Annotated in this window: 16 protein-coding genes; 8 read left to right on the forward strand and 8 right to left on the reverse strand. The window is 71.5% G+C overall.

Going from position 1 to position 16242, the window contains the following annotated elements:
* Positions 1-2: 2 nt before the first annotated feature.
* The 6 genes from ACYQ1L_RS01520 (at position 3) to ACYQ1L_RS01545 (ending at position 5519) form a co-directional block, all read left to right on the forward strand.
* On the forward strand, positions 3-1169 hold the full coding sequence (locus ACYQ1L_RS01520) for an ATP-NAD kinase family protein (protein ID WP_460002469.1): 1167 nt from the start codon (positions 3-5) through the stop codon (positions 1167-1169).
* Positions 1170-1356: 187 nt separating this feature from the next.
* Positions 1357-2115 carry an SDR family NAD(P)-dependent oxidoreductase gene (locus ACYQ1L_RS01525; RefSeq protein ID WP_460002471.1) on the forward strand — a complete coding sequence of 253 codons (759 nt, stop codon included), beginning with the start codon at positions 1357-1359 and terminating at the stop codon, positions 2113-2115.
* A gap of 367 nt (positions 2116-2482) precedes the next feature.
* Complete coding sequence (locus tag ACYQ1L_RS01530; protein ID WP_460002472.1) at positions 2483-2824, forward strand: ArsR/SmtB family transcription factor; 342 nt, start codon at positions 2483-2485, stop codon at positions 2822-2824.
* Complete coding sequence (locus tag ACYQ1L_RS01535) at positions 2817-3218, forward strand: SRPBCC family protein (protein WP_460002474.1); 402 nt, start codon at positions 2817-2819, stop codon at positions 3216-3218. The genes ACYQ1L_RS01530 and ACYQ1L_RS01535 overlap by 8 nt, the downstream gene beginning before the upstream one ends.
* 193 nt (positions 3219-3411) lie before the next feature.
* A complete protein-coding gene (locus ACYQ1L_RS01540; RefSeq protein WP_460002476.1) occupies positions 3412-4968 on the forward strand; it encodes an SDR family NAD(P)-dependent oxidoreductase in 1557 nt (518 codons plus the stop codon).
* A 56-nt stretch (positions 4969-5024) separates the two neighbouring features.
* Positions 5025-5519, forward strand: a complete 495-nt coding sequence (locus ACYQ1L_RS01545) for a hypothetical protein (RefSeq protein WP_460002477.1) — start codon at positions 5025-5027, stop codon at positions 5517-5519.
* A gap of 60 nt (positions 5520-5579) precedes the next feature.
* Here the strand turns inward: ACYQ1L_RS01545 and ACYQ1L_RS01550 are convergent, their stop codons facing one another.
* From ACYQ1L_RS01550 to ACYQ1L_RS01585, 8 genes are all read right to left on the reverse strand, one after another.
* Positions 5580-6167, reverse strand: a complete 588-nt coding sequence (locus ACYQ1L_RS01550) for a dihydrofolate reductase family protein (protein WP_460002479.1) — start codon at positions 6165-6167, stop codon at positions 5580-5582.
* A 241-nt stretch (positions 6168-6408) separates the two neighbouring features.
* Positions 6409-7116 (reverse strand): phosphoribosylformylglycinamidine synthase subunit PurQ, encoded by a 708-nt coding sequence (purQ, locus tag ACYQ1L_RS01555; protein WP_460002481.1) that lies wholly within the window; start codon positions 7114-7116, stop codon positions 6409-6411.
* Positions 7113-7361 (reverse strand): phosphoribosylformylglycinamidine synthase subunit PurS, encoded by a 249-nt coding sequence (gene purS / locus ACYQ1L_RS01560; protein ID WP_460002483.1) that lies wholly within the window; start codon positions 7359-7361, stop codon positions 7113-7115. Before purS ends, purQ begins: the two co-directional genes overlap by 4 nt.
* A gap of 107 nt (positions 7362-7468) precedes the next feature.
* Positions 7469-7990: an adenine phosphoribosyltransferase gene (locus tag ACYQ1L_RS01565; RefSeq protein ID WP_460002484.1), complete on the reverse strand. Its 522-nt coding sequence runs from the start codon at positions 7988-7990 to the stop codon at positions 7469-7471.
* Positions 7991-8060: 70 nt separating this feature from the next.
* Positions 8061-8966: a carbohydrate ABC transporter permease gene (locus tag ACYQ1L_RS01570; RefSeq protein ID WP_460002486.1), complete on the reverse strand. Its 906-nt coding sequence runs from the start codon at positions 8964-8966 to the stop codon at positions 8061-8063.
* Positions 8966-9895, reverse strand: coding sequence for a carbohydrate ABC transporter permease (locus tag ACYQ1L_RS01575; RefSeq protein ID WP_460002487.1), 930 nt, complete (start codon positions 9893-9895; stop codon positions 8966-8968). Before ACYQ1L_RS01575 ends, ACYQ1L_RS01570 begins: the two co-directional genes overlap by 1 nt.
* 2 nt (positions 9896-9897) lie before the next feature.
* Positions 9898-11154, reverse strand: a complete 1257-nt coding sequence (locus tag ACYQ1L_RS01580) for an ABC transporter substrate-binding protein (protein ID WP_460002488.1) — start codon at positions 11152-11154, stop codon at positions 9898-9900.
* A gap of 95 nt (positions 11155-11249) precedes the next feature.
* Complete coding sequence (locus ACYQ1L_RS01585; RefSeq protein WP_460002490.1) at positions 11250-13424, reverse strand: alpha-galactosidase; 2175 nt, start codon at positions 13422-13424, stop codon at positions 11250-11252.
* 99 nt (positions 13425-13523) lie between these two features.
* On the opposite strand from ACYQ1L_RS01585, the gene ACYQ1L_RS01590 reads away from it, so the two are divergent.
* The gene (locus ACYQ1L_RS01590; RefSeq protein WP_460002491.1) at positions 13524-14645 is read left to right on the forward strand and encodes an ROK family protein; all 1122 of its coding nucleotides are present in this window, start codon (positions 13524-13526) and stop codon (positions 14643-14645) included.
* Positions 14646-14780: 135 nt separating this feature from the next.
* Positions 14781-16241: a glycoside hydrolase family 1 protein gene (locus ACYQ1L_RS01595; RefSeq protein ID WP_460002492.1), complete on the forward strand. Its 1461-nt coding sequence runs from the start codon at positions 14781-14783 to the stop codon at positions 16239-16241.
* Position 16242: the final 1 nt, after the last annotated feature.

The following is a 16242-nucleotide window of genomic DNA, read 5'->3' on the forward strand; positions in this document are numbered from 1 at the left end:
CCGTGATCGGACTGGTCGTCAACCCTGTCGCCGGAGTCGGCGGGCCCGCGGGCCTCGCCGGCTCCGACGGCGCGGACGTGCAGGCCCGGGCCGTGGAGCACGGCTCCGTGCCGCGGGCCGGCGTGCGCGCCGCACAGGCGCTGGCGGTCCTCGCCCGTTCGCGCCCCGGAACGCGGATCCTCACCGCGGGCGGGGCCATGGGCGCCACGGCCGTGGCGGAGGCAGGGCTCGACCCGGTGGTCGTCCACGCCCCGGGGCAGTTCGAGACCACGCCCGATGACACCGCCGCCGCGGTCGCCGCCGTGGTCGCCGCGGGGTCGAGCCTGGTACTCGTCGCCGGGGGAGACGGCACCCTGCGAGACGCCGTGCGCGGACTGGCGTCGGCCGCGGGCGGGGTCGCCGTGGATGGCGTCCTCGCAGGCGTCCCGGCCGTGCTCGGGATCCCCGCCGGCGTCAAGATGTACTCCCCGGTCTTCGCGGTCTCCCCGGTCGCCGCGGGAGCGCTCGCGGCGGACTGGCTGGGGCCGGATCCGGTCCCCACTGCGGAGCGCGAGGTGCTCGACGTGGATGAGGCGGCCCTCCGCCGCGCCCGCGTGGAGCCCGTGCTCTACGGAACGCTGCGCGTGCCGCAGCGCCTCGGGCGCACCCAGGCGCGCAAGGCGCCGACCCCGGTCACCGAGGAGGACGCGGTCGCGGCCGCCGCCCGGGGAGCGGTGCGCGCGATGAGGCCCGGGGTGCGGTACCTGCTCGGCCCTGGCGGCACAACGGCACGCATCGCGGCGGAGCTCGGCGTCGCCAAGACCGCGCTCGGCGTCGACGTCGTGCTGGACGGACAGGTCATCGCCCCGGGCGCCGACGAGCAGCGCCTGCTCGCAGAGGTCGCCGCGGGGCCGGCGAAGGCCGTGGTCACGGTGATCGGCGGTCAGGGCTTCCTGCTCGGCCGGGGCAACCAGCAGCTGTCGGCGCGCGTGATCCGCGCGCTCGGGCCGGATCCCCTGCTCGTCGTCGCCCCTGAGCAGAAGCTCGTCGATCTCGGCGGCCGCCCGCTGCTGGTCGACACCGGCGATGCGGAGATCGACGCCTCGCTCGCCGGACACATCCGCGTCATCACCGGCGCCGCAGCCGCGGCGTTCTACGCTGTCGCCGCCCCCGAAGTCCTCGTCCCCTGACCCGGTCCCTGAACCTGTCGAAGGGCCCCCGAACCACCCGCACCCGGTCCCTGAGCCTGTCGAAGGGCCCCCGAACCACCCGCACCCGGTCCCTGAGCCTGTCGAAGGGACCCGCACCAATCCGGTCCCTGAGCCTGTCGAAGGGATCCTGACCGACCCCGCACCATCCGTCCGGAAGGAACCCATCATGCGCCTGCAGAACAAGAACGCCATCGTCACCGGAGGCGCCGGCGGCATCGGCCGCGCCACGTCCCTCGCCTTCGCCGCGGAAGGCGCTTCGGTCGCCGTCGTCGACCTGAACGCCGACGCCGCCGAAGCCGTGGCCGAGGAGATCCGCGCCGCGGGCGGCACGGCGATCGCGATCGGCGCCGACGTGTCGAGCGAGGTCGACATCGAGCGGGTCGTGGCGGCCGTCGTCGACGCGTTCGGCGGCATCGACGTCGTCTTCAACAACGCCGGCATCATCCGCCGCACCACGGCCGTCGAGACCACGGTCGAGGAGTGGGATCGCGTGTTCGGCGTGAACGTGCGCGCGATCTTCCTGATGTGCAAGCACGTCGTGCCGATCATGGCGGCGAACGGCGGCGGATCCATCGTCAACACCGGATCGGGCTGGGGCCTCAAGGGAGGCGGTCAGGCGATCTCGTACTGCGCCTCGAAGGGGGCCGTGGTGAACATGACCCGCGCGCTCGCGATCGATCACGGCCCGCAGGGGATCCGGGTCAACTCCGTCAACCCGGGCGACGTGAACACGGGCATGCTGCGCGACGAGGCCCGCCAGCTCGGTCAGGACCAGGCAGGGTTCCTCGCCGAGGCCGCCGAGCGTCCGCTCAACCGCATGGGCGAGCCCGAGGAGATCGCCGCGGCGGTCGTCTGGCTCGCGAGCGACGAATCGTCATACGTGACCGGATCCGCTCTCGTCGTGGACGGCGGCGGCATCGCCTGAGCCCGGCGTCCCCGGCCCTCCGGCCCGCGGGATCCCGGCCCCGGCGGACCCCTGCCGCGTCCTGCGCCCGCACGCCGCGTCCTGAGGCCGCACGCCGCGTCCGCCGAGACCCCCACGAGACGCCGAGACCCCCGCGGAGGTCCGCGACTGCGTGGGGGTCTCGGCGCGCAGCGGGGGTCTCGGCGCGCAGCGGGGGTCTCGGCGCGCCGCGGGCCACCCCGTGGCCCGCTCTCCGCCGCGCACGAGCCGGGGGCCGACGACGTCGCTCACGGCCTGCACCAGTAGAGCCGAGGACAGATCCGGATCCAGCTGAAGTTTCGGACGCCGACCATGATACGTCGGAGATTTCCGACGTATCATGGTCGGCGTGCCCGATGTGTTCTCCGTCCTCGCGAACCCGACCCGCCGGGAGATCCTGGACGTGCTGCGGTCGGGCCCGCAGACGGTGAACGAGCTCGCCGCGCGTTTCGAGATCGGCCGCCCCGCCGTCTCGGAGCACCTCCAGGTGCTGCGCGCGGCGGGTCTCGTCCGTGACGAGCCCAGTGGGCGGTCGCGGATCTACCGCCTGGAGGCGGCTGGACTCGCAGAGGCGGCCGACTGGTTCCACCCCTTCGAGCGCTACTGGCGCGGTCGCCTGCGCGGCCTGCGCGAGACGCTCGATGAGCTGCACGCGGCGACACCCGACCCTGACGAGGAGACCCATGCCTGACATCCGCTCGATCGAGTGCGACGAGTTCCTGCCCTACCCGGCCGAGACCGTGTGGGAGGCGATCACGACCCCGGAGATCGTGGCGAAGTGGTGGGCCGAGGGCGACATCCGCCCGACGGTGGGGCACACGTTCACTCTCGACATGGGGCCGTGGGGGACGCAGCGCTGCACCGTGCTCGAGGCCGACGAGCCGAGGCTGCTGCGGTACACGTTCAGCGAGGGCGGGCTCGATTCGACGCTCACGTTCCGGCTCGTTCCCGAGGGCACCGGCACCCGGCTGCTCTTCACGCACGACGGCCTCGACCTCGACGATCCGCGCGGCAGGCAGGCCTTCGAGGGGATGGGCCGGGGCTGGCCCGGCGTGATCCGCCGCATCGCGGCCGTCGTCGCCTGAGTACGGCGGCCCTGAGTGCGGCCGGCCGTCGTCGCGATCCCGTGCGGGGGCCGTGCCCTCTCGCTCGTCGAGACCCCCTCGAGCCGACCAGGCTCCCTCGGACACGCGCCACTGAACGGGGGTCTGGACGGCGGAGGGGGGTACCGACGAGAGCCCGGGCCAGCGTTCAGCCCGCTCGCGTAAAATCGTGACAATGATCGACGCCCTCTCCGACGCCTCGTCGTCCCCGAGCGACCGCAGCGCCACGACGGATGACGGCGTCGTCGGATCCGGCATCGACCCGGCCGACCTCGCGACCACCCTGCGGGTGCTCGCCGAGCTGCACGAGCTCGACCAGGAGCATCCCGACTTCATCGCCGTCCGCCGGGCGACCTCGGCCATGTTCAAGGCCGCCAAGCGCGTGCGCCGCCGCGAGATCCGCGATGCGATCGCCGAGGCGGACCGCGCCGTGATCGCGGCGACCGCGACGGGCGCCCCCGACCGCATCGACGACGAGACGCGCGGCCTCGACCTCGCCAGCAGCGTGGTGGACGCCCCGACGGCGGGCGAGCTGCTCAAGCCCCGCAACTGCTACATCTGCAAGCAGCCGTATACGACGGTCGACGCGTTCTACCACCAGCTCTGCCCGGACTGCGCCCGGTTCAGCCACGGCAAGCGCAACGCCCGCACCGACCTCACCGGCAAGCGCGCGCTGCTCACCGGCGGCCGCGCGAAGATCGGCATGCACATCGCGCTGCGCCTGCTCCGCGACGGTGCGCACACCACGATCACCACGCGCTTCCCGCGCGACGCGGTGCGCCGGTTCGCGGCGCTCCCGGACGCGGCCGACTGGCTGCATCGCCTGCGCGTGGTCGGCATCGACCTGCGCGACCCCGCTCAGGTGATCGCGCTGGCCGATTCGGTCGCCGCGCAGGGCCCGCTCGACATCCTCATCAACAACGCCGCGCAGACCGTGCGCCGTTCGCCCGGTGCGTACTCGCTGCTCGTCGACGCCGAGCTGCAGCCGCTGCCGAACGGCCCGCTGCCCGAGATGGAGACCTTCGGGCACACCGCGGATCCGCATCCGGAAGCGCTGCAGGCCTCGGTCGACGCGCACCCGCTGCTGTCGATCGCGTCGCTGGGCGGCACGATCGCCGAACAGGGCGGCCAGGCGCTCACGGCCGACGAGCTCGCGCGGCTGGCGATGGCTCCCGGATCCTCGTCGCTCGCGAAGCACGCCGACGGCACCGCGATCGACGCGGGCGGTCTCGTGCCCGACGTGAACCGCGTGAACAGTTGGGTGCAGAGCGTGGACCAGGTGGATCCGCTGGAGATGCTCGAGGTGCAGCTCTGCAACACCACCGCACCCTTCCTGCTGATCAGCCGGCTGCGGCCCGCGATGGCCGCGTCGCCCGCGCGGCGCAAGCACATCGTGAACGTCTCGGCGATGGAGGGACAGTTCTCGCGTCGGTACAAGGGCCCGGGGCACCCGCACACGAACATGGCGAAGGCGGCGCTGAACATGCTCACCCGCACGAGCGCGGGCGAGATGCTGGAGACCGACGGGATCTTGATGACGGCGGTCGACACCGGATGGATCACCGACGAGCGCCCGCACTACACGAAGGTGCGCCTCGCGGAGGAGGGCTTCCACGCCCCGCTCGACCTCGTCGACGGCGCCGCCCGCGTGTACGACCCGATCGTCCGCGGTGAGGCCGGGGAGGACATCCACGGCGTGTTCCTGAAGGACTACCAGCCCAGCCCGTGGTGAGGGATGGGCAGCGCTGCCCATCGCGGCATGCGTGCGCCCGTCCGTAGGGTGAGAGGGTGACCTCTCCTGCCGCGAACCCTTCCGCTCCGAAGAGCCCGTACAAGGGCACCGGATACTGGGTCGGTCAGCTGCTGATCAGCGCGGTGCTGGGGTTCGGCGGCCTCGCCGCCGGCGTGTTCGTGCTCGTCGCGCCGGACGAGGTGCTCGCCCCTCCCGGCACGCCGGTCGAACGGGGTCAGGGCGTGATGGTCTTGCTCGTGGGGGTCGTGTTCACGATCATGTTCGTCGTCATGCTGCGTGCCTGGCTGCGGATGTCGAAGGAGCAGCGCGCGGTGTACGCCTGGGCGATCATGCAGCAGCATGCGACGCGGACCGACGGGCATCCCGTCAACTCGGGCGCCGTGCTGAACGACGTGGCGATCATGGGCATCGCAGCGCGGGCGAAGCGCGGCGAGCTGTCCGTGGACGAGATCCAGCGGCTGCAGGCGCTGCGCCCCGATATGCCGTACCCCGGCTCCCTGCCCGGGCCGACGGTGCGTCGTCGGGACTGACGCGGCGGACATCGCCGCGTCAGGTGGCGCCGGTCCTGCGGTCGGCCGTGGCGGCGCCGCTCAGTGCCGCACGGCGTAGCGGTGCAGGGTGACGCCCTCGTCGTAGGCTGCCTGCTCGAGCAGGTCGACCACCACGGGCGGGCGGGTCTCGCCGGGCCGCGGATCGTCGAACAGCGGCCGGCCGGCTCCCAGGATCGCCGGATGCGTGAACAGCAGCAGTTCGTCGAGCAGGCCGGCGTCGAGCAGCGCCGTGGCGATCGTCGCCCCGCCGACGCCGATGTCGCCCTCGGTCCCCGCCCGCACCTCGGCCAGCCGGTCGAGCGCGTGGTCGCCGATCACGCGAGTGTTGTACGGCGCCTCCGTGCGGGTGCGCGAGATGAGGATCTTGGGCTTGTCAGTCCAGATCCCGCCGTACTCCTGCATGTACGCGGGCAGCGAGGCGTCATCCCGCGCCGCCGGCCAGAAGTCCTCCATGATCTCGAACACGCGCCTGCCCTGCACCATGAGCGCGAGATCGCTCGCGCGCCGGTTGAACTCGCGGTGCAGCGGCTCGCCGATCCGCATCCAGTCGCCGCCGCCGTCGTCGCCGGGCACGGCCTCGATCCGCAGATCCAGCGACACGTTCATCCAGTACACGAACCGGCCCATGGGATCCTCCTCGCCGCGGCGTCCGATTCGACGGTAGACCGGGGCGGGGAGCGGTGCAACGGATCCGGTGCGGCGTCGCAGCACGCGACGTCTGCAGGACCGCGTCACGCCTGCACGACGGAATCGCGGATCCGGGCGTGCAGGCGTCGCAGGATCCTGCATCCGTCGCGGCGAGATGCGCGCGGCGAGGCGAGCGAAGCGTGCGGCGAGGCGGCAGGGGCGCCCGCGCAGGCGGACGCCGTTACGCGGCGACGCGGGCGACCGCGGCGATGGCGCTCGTGAAGAAGGGGAGTCCGTCGACTCCGCTGCGCATCGCGGCGGCCGTGTCGGGGCCGAAGCCGGGCTCGGTCGCGTGCTCCGGGTGCGGCATGAGGCCGACGACGTTGCCCGCGGGGTTGGTGAGGCCGGCGATGTCGCGCAGGGATCCGTTCGGGTTCACGCCCGCATAGCGGAAGGCGACGAGGCCCTCGCCCTCGATCCGGTCGAGCGTCTCGTCGGAGGCGATGTACCCGCCCTCGGCGTTCTTCAGCGGGATGATGATCTCCTGACCGCGCGTGAACTCGTTCGTCCAGGCGGTGTCGGCGTTCTCGACCGTGAGCTTCTGGTCGCGGCGCACGAAGTGCTGGTGGTCGTTGCGGATCAGGCCGCCGGGCAGCAGGTGCGCCTCGACGAGCATCTGGAAGCCGTTGCAGATCCCCAGGATCGGCATGCCCTTGGCGGCGGCGTCCTTGACCTCGGTCATGATCGGCGACAGCGCGGCGATGGCGCCCGAGCGCAGGTAGTCGCCGTAGCTGAAGCCGCCGGGCAGGATCACGGCGTCGACGCCCTCGAGGTCGTGCGAGCCGTGCCAGAGCGCGACGGGCTCGGCGCCGGCGATGCGCACGGCGCGCTGCGCATCCCGATCGTCGAGGGACCCGGGGAAGGTGATGACCCCGATGCGGACGGTCATTCCGCGACCTCGACGCCCACGACGTCCTCGATCACGGAGTTGGAGAGCACCTCTTCGGCGACCCGGCGGGCCTCGGCGAGCACGTCGTCGGTGACCTCGCCGTCGACGGTGAGCTCGAAGCGCTTGCCGATGCGGACATCGCTGAACGCGGTCACGCCGGTGCGGGCGAACGCTCCCGAGACGGCCTTCCCCTGCGGGTCGAGCAGTTCGGACTTGGGCATGACGTCGACGACGATGGTGGGCATGGACGGCTCCGGGACAGTCGCGGGCGGGGGCACGCTCAGTCTACCGTCCGGGGGAGAGGGCTCCGGCCGGGTGCCGGAACCCGTCTTTCGAAGCGCGACGGCCCCGCTCAGCTGCGGAACACGGTGTGCACGTCGCCGACCACGTCGCGCCCGCCGAGACCGTCGATCTCGAAGAGCACCGAGATCCCCGCGACCGTGTAGCCGAGCTGCTCCACGATGCGCCGGCCCGCGGCGAGGGTGCCGCCGGTGGCGAGCACGTCGTCGATGAGGAGGACCCGGGATCCGGCGGGCAGATCCTCGTGCATCTCGATCGACGCGGTGCCGTACTCCAGCGCGTAGTCGACCGCGGCGGCGGGCAGCGGCAGCTTGCCGGCCTTGCGGATCGGCACGAACCCGGATCCGGCCTCGATGGCCGCGGCTCCAGCGAGGATGAAACCGCGCGCCTCGATGCCCGCGACCACGTCGAACGCGCCGCGGAACGGGGCGACGAGGGCCTCGGTCGTCGCCTGCAGCGCCTCGCGGTCGGCCAGCAGCGGCGTGATGTCGCGGAACAGGATGCCCGGCTGCGGGTAGTCGGGCACGGAGCGGATGAGCGATTCGGCGCGGACGAGCGCGGGCGAGGAGGTCACCGGACCAGGGTACGGCAGAGGGGGTCACCCGCCGCGGCCGGTGACCCCCTCTGCGCGCTGGTCGGGCGCGCTACTTGATCGACCCGCGCATCACGCCGGAGATCACCCAGCGCTGCGAGAACACGTACACCACGAGCAGCGGCGCCATCGCCATCAGATACGAGGCGAACGAGGTCGTGTAGTCGGTGTTGTACTGGCCCTGCAGCACGTACTGCGCGAGCGGCAGGGTGCGCGCTCCCGGATCGGTGAGCACGACGAGCGGCAGGATGAAGTCGTTCCACGCCCACACGCAGGTGAGGATCCCGACGGTCGCGTTCATGGGGGTGAGCAGTGGGAAGACGATCTTCCAGAACACGCCCCAGGTGCTCGCGCCGTCCACCCGCGCCGCCTCCTCGAGCTCGATCGGGATCGAGCGGATGTAGGCCGTGTAGATGAACACGTTCAGGGACAGCCCGTAGATCATGTAGAGCAGGATCACGCCCACCTGGTTGTCCAGACCGAGCACGGCGGTCTGCTTCACGAGCGGCAGCATGATGATCGGGAACGGGATGAACAGCGCCGCGAGCAGGTAGAAGAACACGCCCTTGAACAGCCGTCGGTGCAGATTCCGTGCGAGCGCATACGAGGCCACGGAGCTGGTGAGCAGCGTGAACACGACGGACCCGACGGTGATCAGGGCCGTGTTCAGCAGCGCTTGCGGGAAATGCGTGCGCTCCCATGCGTCGGCGAAGTTCTGCCACCGGATGGGGTCGGGCCATTCGAAGCCCGTGCCGGAGGCGAGCTGCTCCGGCGTCTTCAGGGCGACCACGACGGCGAGATAGAGCGGGACCAGCACGGTGAGGGAGCACACCGCGATCAGGGCGGTGGCCCACCAGTTCGTGCGCCGGGTGTCGAGGTCGTCGGCGCTGCGCCGTCGGGGACGGGGCGTGACGATCGCACGCGTGGAGCCGCTCGGGGCGGCCAGGGAGCTGGACATCAGAGATCCGCCTCTCGACGCTGAAGGATACGGAACTGGAGCAGGGACACGATCGTGATCACGATGAAGAACACCACCGCGTTGGCGGTCTGGTAGGCGAACTCTCCGCCCGAGAAGCCGCCCTTGAAGATGAGCAGCGTGACCGACTCGGTCGACGTGCCGGGGCCGCCGTTGGTCAGCGCCACGATCGGGTCGAAGACCTGCAGGAAGCCCTTGAGGCTGAGCACCACGTTGATCGTGAAGAAAGCGCTGATCAGCGGGAACGTGATGGACCGGAACTGCCGCCAGGGTCCTGCGCCGTCCAGGGCGGCGGCCTCATACAGCTCGCCCGGGATGGTCTGCAGCCCGGACAGGTAGATGATGATCGAGAACGCGCAGGCCTGCCAGACGGCGAGTGCCACGATCGCGAGCCAGGCCCATTCGGGGCTGGCGAGGATGTTGTCGCGGAACAGCGGGATCTGCGGTAGCAGCTTCGGCAGCGAGTTCGAGAAGAAGAACTGGAACACGTATCCGACGACGAGGATCGCCAGCACGTACGGCACGAAGTAGACGCCCCGCCAGAAGCTGCGCGCCCGGATCTTCGCGTTCAGGCCGAGCGCGAGCGCCAGCGAGATCGCGTTGGTGAGCACGGTCGCGACGATCGCGAACAGGAACGAGAACCCGTAGGCGGCGTAGACGCGGTCGTCCTTGAACAGGTTGACGTAGTTCGCGAACCCGACGAGGTTCCAGTCGCCGTAGCCGGCGTAGTTCGTGAAGCTGAAGAAGATGCCGACGAGCATCGGCAGCGTGTGGAACGCCGCGAAGGCGATCACGCACGGCCAGATCATCCAGTGGTAGGCGGGCAGGATCCGTGCCGACGTGGTGCGGATGCGCTCCGCGCGGCGGCGGGATCCGGCGGTGCTGCGGATCGCCTGGGTCATGGTGCTCATGGTCAGTCTCCTGTCACGGGGATCGTGCGGGCGGCGACCTTGCGCCATTCGCTGTCGAGCGTGGCCATCCCCTGCTCGACGTCGCCGGTGAACAGCTCCTCCTGCGCGATCTGCGCGAGGGGGACGCTCGGGGGGATCTGGTGGTCGATGAAACCCGTGATCCTCCCGGAGGTGAAGAACGGCTCGACGTCCTTCAGCGCTCGATTGTCACCGAGCTTCGCGCCCTGCACGGAGGGGATCATGTTCTGCGACGCGGCGAACTTCTCGATCACTCCGCGCTGGAACAGGTAGTGGATGAATTCCTGCGCCTCCGCCCGATGCGGCGTGTTCCGGCCCATGGTCACGACGACGTCGACGCCGGAGACCAGCCGACGGTCGGCCGCGCTGTCGGTCGGGTACGGGAAGATCCCGGCATTGATCTTCGGGTTGATCTGCGTGATCGGGTTGACCGCCCAGATGCCCTGCATCAGCATCGCGACCTCGCCCTTCGCGAAGGCGGCGTTGCCGTCGTCGTACGTCTTGCCGCGGTAGCCCTCCTGCGCGTAGGAGTACAGCTGCTTCTGCCGCGCGGCGACGGTCGTGGTCCAGTCCTTCTGGAACGACTCGGCGGCCTTCGGGCCGACGTTCTCGCCTTCCGCGCGCAGCCGGTCGAACCAGTGGTCCTGCGCGGCGTAGCCGCCGAGCCCGTTGAACGACGGCAGCGCCGTCCAGGAATCCGCCAGCGTTCCGGCGAACGGCGTGACCCCCGCCGCCTTCAGCTTGTCGCACACGGCGATCAGCTCGTCCCAGGTGGTGGGCGGCTGCAGGCCGAGCTTGGCGAAGATGTCGGCGTTGTAGATGATGCCGTTCGCGTTGTTGATGTAGCCGAGCCCGTTGACCTCGCCCTTCTTGTTCCCCAGCGCGGCGAGGATCTCCTGCACGGACGGGTTGATCGTCTTCAGGACCGGATCCGAACGGAAGTCCGCGAAGACACCGGCCTGGGCGAGTCGTCCGTAGTTGCCGTTGGCGTTGAGCGTGATGACGTCGGGCGCCTTGTCCTTCACCAGCAGGGTGCGGATGACGGTGTCGGCGTCCGGGACCTGGTTCTGCACGACCCGGATCTTCGGATGCTGGGCCTCGAAGTCCTTGATGATCGCGTCGAAGTCCTGTGTCGCCTCCCCCTTGAACTGGAAGAAGTTCAGCGTGGTCACGCCGTCGTCGCCGGAGCATGCCGTCAGCGGAGCGACGAGCACCCCCAGCGCGAGCGCCGCGGCGGCCACTCGTCGAGGGAACGACATCCCTCGTGATCTGCGTCGATGTCTCATGATGCGCCTCCTTGCGCGGTCGGTGTTCGAGGATGCCGGTCGGATCCGGCTCAGGTCGTGATGGCGGTGAGCTCCAGGACGCATGCGCGACCCGGGTTCTGCACCGGTGGACGCAGCCCGGCGACGGCGAGCTGGGCACCGGTGAGCAGCACCCCGTCCTCGGCCCAGGCGAGCGGCGACTGGCCCGCTGTGTGCGCCTCGCCGGACACCGCCAGGAGCCGCACGCGGTAGGTGCGGTCCACGTCGAGTCCGGGCAGCCGGATCCGCCCCGGCGGGTAGGCGAGCGACGTCGCCGCCTGGGTGATCGTGAAGACGGCGTGGTCGCGGTCGCCGGCGACGACGCCGCGGACATCGATCCCCGGGTCGGTGCCGTCGACATGCACGACGCGGCCCGTCGCCACGAGGGGCCGGACGCGCTTCGCCAGGGCGACCCATCGGGCCACCTGCGCCCGCTGCGCCGGATCCAGGGTCGTGAGGTCCCACTCGATGCCGAAGTGCCCGAACAGGGCCACCGCCCCGCTGAGATCCAGCTCGACCGCGCGCCCGGTGGAGTGCACCACGGGCGCCGTGAGGTGCATGCCCATGAGCTCGGGCGGCACGGCGAGGCCGGTGTAGCGCTGGATGTCGAGCCGCTCCAGCGGGTCGGTGCAGTCGCTCGTCCAGATCCGGTGGGTGCGCTGCAGGATCCCGAGGTCGACGCGCGCGCCGCCGGAGGCGCAGCTCTCGATCTCCAGTCCGGGGTGCCGCTCGGTGAGCTCGTCCAGGAGCCGGTACACCGCGAGCGTGTGCGCGTGCACCCGCGATCCGCCGCCCGGGCCGGACCCGGCGTCGACGAGGTCGCGGTTGTGATCCCACTTCAGATAGGAGATGGGGTACTCGTCGAGCAGGGCGTGCAGCCGGCCGGCGATGTACGCGTACGCGTCCGGGCGGGACAGGTCGAGCACCTGCTGCTGCCGGGCCGACGCGGGAAGCTCGGCGCGCGAGCGCAGGATCCACTCCGGATGCGTGCGCGCGAGGGAGCTGTCGGGATTGACCATCTCCGGCTCGACCCAGAGGCCGAACTCCATCCCGGCCGCCCGCACGTGATCGATGAGCGGGGTGAGGCCCTGCGGCCAGACCTCCTCGTCGACGAACCAGTCGCCGAGCCCGGCGGTGTCGTCGCGACGCCCCCGGAACCAGCCGTCGTCGAGCACGAAGCGCTCCGCGCCGACCTCGGCCGCGGCGTCGACGAGCGCCGTCAGACGGTCGAGGTCGTGATCGAAGTACACCGCCTCCCAGGTGTTGAGGGTCACCGGACGCGGACGCCGAGGGTGCTGGGGACGTGCACGCAGCTCGTCGTGGAACCGCGCCGACAGCTCGTTCAGTCCGTCTCCCCAGGATCCGATCACCCAGGGGGTCTCGATGCTCTCGCCCTCCCCGAGGACGATCTCGCCCGGGGCGTACAGCTCGCCGCCGGCGAGGAAGGCTTCGCCGGTGACGACGCGCTCGGCGAGCAGGCTCTTGTTGCCGCTCCACGCGACGTGGATCGCGTGCACCCGGCCGCGCTCGAATCCGAAGCCGGGCTGCCCGGCGGCGAGCAGGAGGGTGGAGCCGGCTCCGGGGCGGCCGCGTCGGCTCTCGCGCAGGTGCGTGCCGACGGTGAACGCATGGCGCTGCGGAGAGCGCTCGCGCAGATGGCGTCCGGCGGTGTCGAGGATCTCGCCGGCGTCCCACGGCACGGGGAAGGAGGTGGCGAGGCGCTGCACGGTGAACGGCGTCGCCCCGATGTTGCGCAGCGTGATGCGCTGGTGCAGCAGACCGGCCGTGCCGACCCGCAGCTCGATCACGGCGCGGAGTCCCGCCTCGTCGTCGAGCAGCGCGAACTCCGCGCTGCTCGCGTCGGCGCCTACGTCCTCGAGCCGCCAGCGGATCCCCGTGCCCTGGCCGTTGCGGTGCCCCTCCACGCCCGGGGTGTCGAGCCAGCCGTGTCCGGGCGTCGGCAGCAGCGTGAGCACCGGGGTGGCGTCGAGGCCGCCGGAGACGCGCTGCGGGCGCGCCGCGAGCGCCATGCCGTCGAGGGCCGCCGCCGGGACGGCGCCGAGATCCTCGCCCCAGTGCACAATCGCGGGGATCGGCTCGAGTGCGATCACCACGCTCGTGCCGCCGCCGCGCAGATGCAGCGTGCCGGAAAGCGGGGCGGCCTTCGTCGGCGCGTCCCCCGCAGAGGGCGGAAGGGTGTGAAGCATGAATAACTTCTACCACGGAACTAATTACGGGGTCAAGGGTCGGGAATGGCGAGAACTTGCTAGGGTTTTCGTGTCGCAGCGAAAAGAAAAGGGGCCGGGATGTCCACGCCCAGTGAGCTCGCTCTCGTGCGGACCGTGCTGATCCACGGGCCGCTCTCCCGCGCGGAGCTCGCCGTGCGCCTGGGCCTGTCGCCGGCGAGCCTGACCCGCCTCGCCAAGCCCTTCTTGGAACGCGGCGACTTCATCGAGCTCGACGACGTCATCGACGGCGTCGGCCGTCCGTCGCGACCGCTGGACATCTCCCCGACCCTGGGCTCCTTCCTCGGCGTGAAGCTGACCGGCGAGGAGGTGCACGCCACGATCACCGATGTGCATGCCCGCCCCCTTGCCGAACTGCGGCTGCCGCTGCCGGACCACGATCCCGCTGCCGCCGCGGCGGTGATCGTGCGCGCGCGCGACGAGCTGGCGTCCCGCGGGCTGGAGGCGCCGCCGCTGCGCGGGGTCGGGGTGAGCCTGGGCGGATCCGTGGATCATCGCGTCGTCGAATGGGCTCCGTTCCTCGGCTGGAGCGACGTGCCGCTGGGCGACCTCCTGGAGGAGGCCCTGGGGCTGCCGGTGCGGCTCGAGAACGACCTGATCGCGCTCGCCGAGGCGGAGCTCTGGTTCGGCGCGGGCCGGGGCCTGCCCGGGTTCAGCGTCATCACGATCGGCGTGGGCGTGGGGTACGGCGTGGTGGCGAACGGCGACGTCGTCCGCACCCGTGATGCCGGCGTCGGCATGGGCGGCCACATCCCGCTGACCCCGCACGGACCGCTGTGCCAGGAAGGGCACCACGGCTGCGCGCAGGCGATGCTCACCTCGGGCTCCATCGCGGCCCAGGTGTCGGCGGCGCTGCAGCGGCCGGTCGGCTACGACGAGGTGCTCGACCTCGCGGCGGCGGGCGTTCCGGCGGCCGAGGCCGTCGTGGACGCGGCGGCGGAGGCGCTGGGCCGGCTCATCGCGCTCTCGGCGAATCTGACGATGTACCCCGACGTGGTGCTCGCGGGGGAGGGGATCCGGCTGTTCGCCGTGGCCGAGGATCGGATCAGGGCGGCGATCGCGGCCGGTCGCGACCCCCGTGCCACGTCGGTCGCCCTGCACGTCGACGACAGCGGGTTCGCCGCATGGGCGCGCGGCGCGGCCGCCGTGGCTGTGCGCGACGTTGTGCTGGGACTGCCGTAGGGCGCCTGCGGAACGGCCCGCCTGTCGGGCGCGTGCGGCTGTTGACAGTCGTGGGAGCGCTCCCATAGCCTGTCCGGGATGCGCGGGTCCCCGTCCGATGCGCCGCGCCGCCACCGTGAAGGAGCTATCGCCCGCATGAGCACCGTGGATGAGTCCGCCCGCCGATTCCCCGACGGCTTCCTGTTCGGCGCGGCCACCGCCGCCTACCAGATCGAGGGCGCGGCCTTCGAGGACGGCCGCACCGCGTCGATCTGGGATGCGTTCGCGCGCGTGCCCGGCGCGGTGCAGAACGGCGACACCGGCGACGTGGCCTGCGACCACTACCACCGCTATCCCGACGATGTGCGGCTGATGCGCGAGCTCGGGCTTCAGGTGTACCGCTTCTCCACCTCGTGGGCGCGAGTGCGACCCGACGGCGGCGCGGTGAACCCGGCGGGACTGGCGTTCTACGACCGCCTCGTCGACGAGCTGCTCGCGAAGGACGCGGGCGGCGACGGGATCGTGCCCTGGCTGACGCTGTACCACTGGGACCTCCCCCAGGCGCTCGAGGAGAAGGGCGGCTGGACGTCCCGCGACACCGTGGATCGGTTCGTCGAGTACGCGCTCAGCGTGCACGACGTCCTCGGCGACCGGGTGAAGCACTGGACCACGCTGAACGAGCCGTGGTGCTCCTCGTTCCTGTCGTACACGGCGGGCGTGCACGCGCCAGGGCGGGTCAGCATCGAGGACGGCATGCTCGCCGCGCACCACCTGCTGCTCGCGCACGGTCGCACGGTCCAGGCGCTGCGCGAGCGGGATCCCCAGCTCGACCTGGGCATCACGCTCAACCTCACGGTCGCGGATCCCGCCGATCCGCGCGACCCCGCCGACGCGGACGCGGCGCGGCGGATCGACGGCCAGTTCAACCGCTGGTTCCTGGATCCGCTGCTGCGCGGCGCCTACCCGGCCGACGTCGTCTCGGACATCCGCGACGTGGATCCCGTGGCCGTGCGACGCTGGGCCGCGGCGATCCACGACGGCGACCACGACACGATCGCCACGCCGCTGGACTGCCTGGGCGTCAACTACTACCACGGCGAGCTGCTCTCCGGCACGCCGCAGTCGGGCAGCGAGGGCACCCCGCACGACGGGGGCGGCGACGGGGTGACCGCACGGCGCACGCGCTCGCCGTTCCCCGCCGCCGACGACGTGCACTGGGTCGAGCGCGGGCTGCCCCGCACCGGCATGGACTGGGAGGTCCAGCCCGAGGGGCTCACCCGGCTGCTGCGCCGACTCGGCACCGAGTACGCGCCGGGCCTCCCGCTCTACGTCACCGAGAACGGCGCGGCCTACGACGACGTCGTCGAGGACGGGCAGGTGCACGACGCCGAGCGCGCCATGTTCCTGCGCGAGCACATCGCGGCCGTGTACGACGCGATCGACGAGGGCGTGGACGTGCGCGGGTACTTCGCGTGGTCGCTGCTCGACAACTACGAGTGGGCCTGGGGCTACGAGAAGCGGTTCGGCATCGTGCGGGTGGACTACGGCACCCAGCAGCGCACCGTGAAGGACTCCGGCCGGGAGTACGCGCGGATCATCGCCGCACGGGCGGTCTGAG

Source organism: Microbacterium xylanilyticum, from assembly GCF_054654695.1.

What these genes read in the sequence shown, in the direction of transcription:
- ACYQ1L_RS01540 (WP_460002476.1), top strand. Translation starts at nt 3,412, where the DNA reads ATGATCGACGCCCTCTCCGACGCCTCGTCGTCCCCGAGCGACCGCAGC.
- purQ (WP_460002481.1), bottom strand. Translation starts at nt 7,116, where the DNA reads ATGACCGTCCGCATCGGGGTCATCACCTTCCCCGGGTCCCTCGACGAT.
- ACYQ1L_RS01535 (WP_460002474.1), top strand. Translation starts at nt 2,817, where the DNA reads ATGCCTGACATCCGCTCGATCGAGTGCGACGAGTTCCTGCCCTACCCG.
- ACYQ1L_RS01590 (WP_460002491.1), top strand. Translation starts at nt 13,524, where the DNA reads ATGTCCACGCCCAGTGAGCTCGCTCTCGTGCGGACCGTGCTGATCCAC.
- ACYQ1L_RS01550 (WP_460002479.1), bottom strand. Translation starts at nt 6,167, where the DNA reads ATGGGCCGGTTCGTGTACTGGATGAACGTGTCGCTGGATCTGCGGATC.
- purS (WP_460002483.1), bottom strand. Translation starts at nt 7,361, where the DNA reads ATGCCCACCATCGTCGTCGACGTCATGCCCAAGTCCGAACTGCTCGAC.
- ACYQ1L_RS01525 (WP_460002471.1), top strand. Translation starts at nt 1,357, where the DNA reads ATGCGCCTGCAGAACAAGAACGCCATCGTCACCGGAGGCGCCGGCGGC.
- ACYQ1L_RS01585 (WP_460002490.1), bottom strand. Translation starts at nt 13,424, where the DNA reads ATGCTTCACACCCTTCCGCCCTCTGCGGGGGACGCGCCGACGAAGGCC.
- ACYQ1L_RS01570 (WP_460002486.1), bottom strand. Translation starts at nt 8,966, where the DNA reads ATGTCCAGCTCCCTGGCCGCCCCGAGCGGCTCCACGCGTGCGATCGTC.
- ACYQ1L_RS01575 (WP_460002487.1), bottom strand. Translation starts at nt 9,895, where the DNA reads ATGAGCACCATGACCCAGGCGATCCGCAGCACCGCCGGATCCCGCCGC.
- ACYQ1L_RS01595 (WP_460002492.1), top strand. Translation starts at nt 14,781, where the DNA reads ATGAGCACCGTGGATGAGTCCGCCCGCCGATTCCCCGACGGCTTCCTG.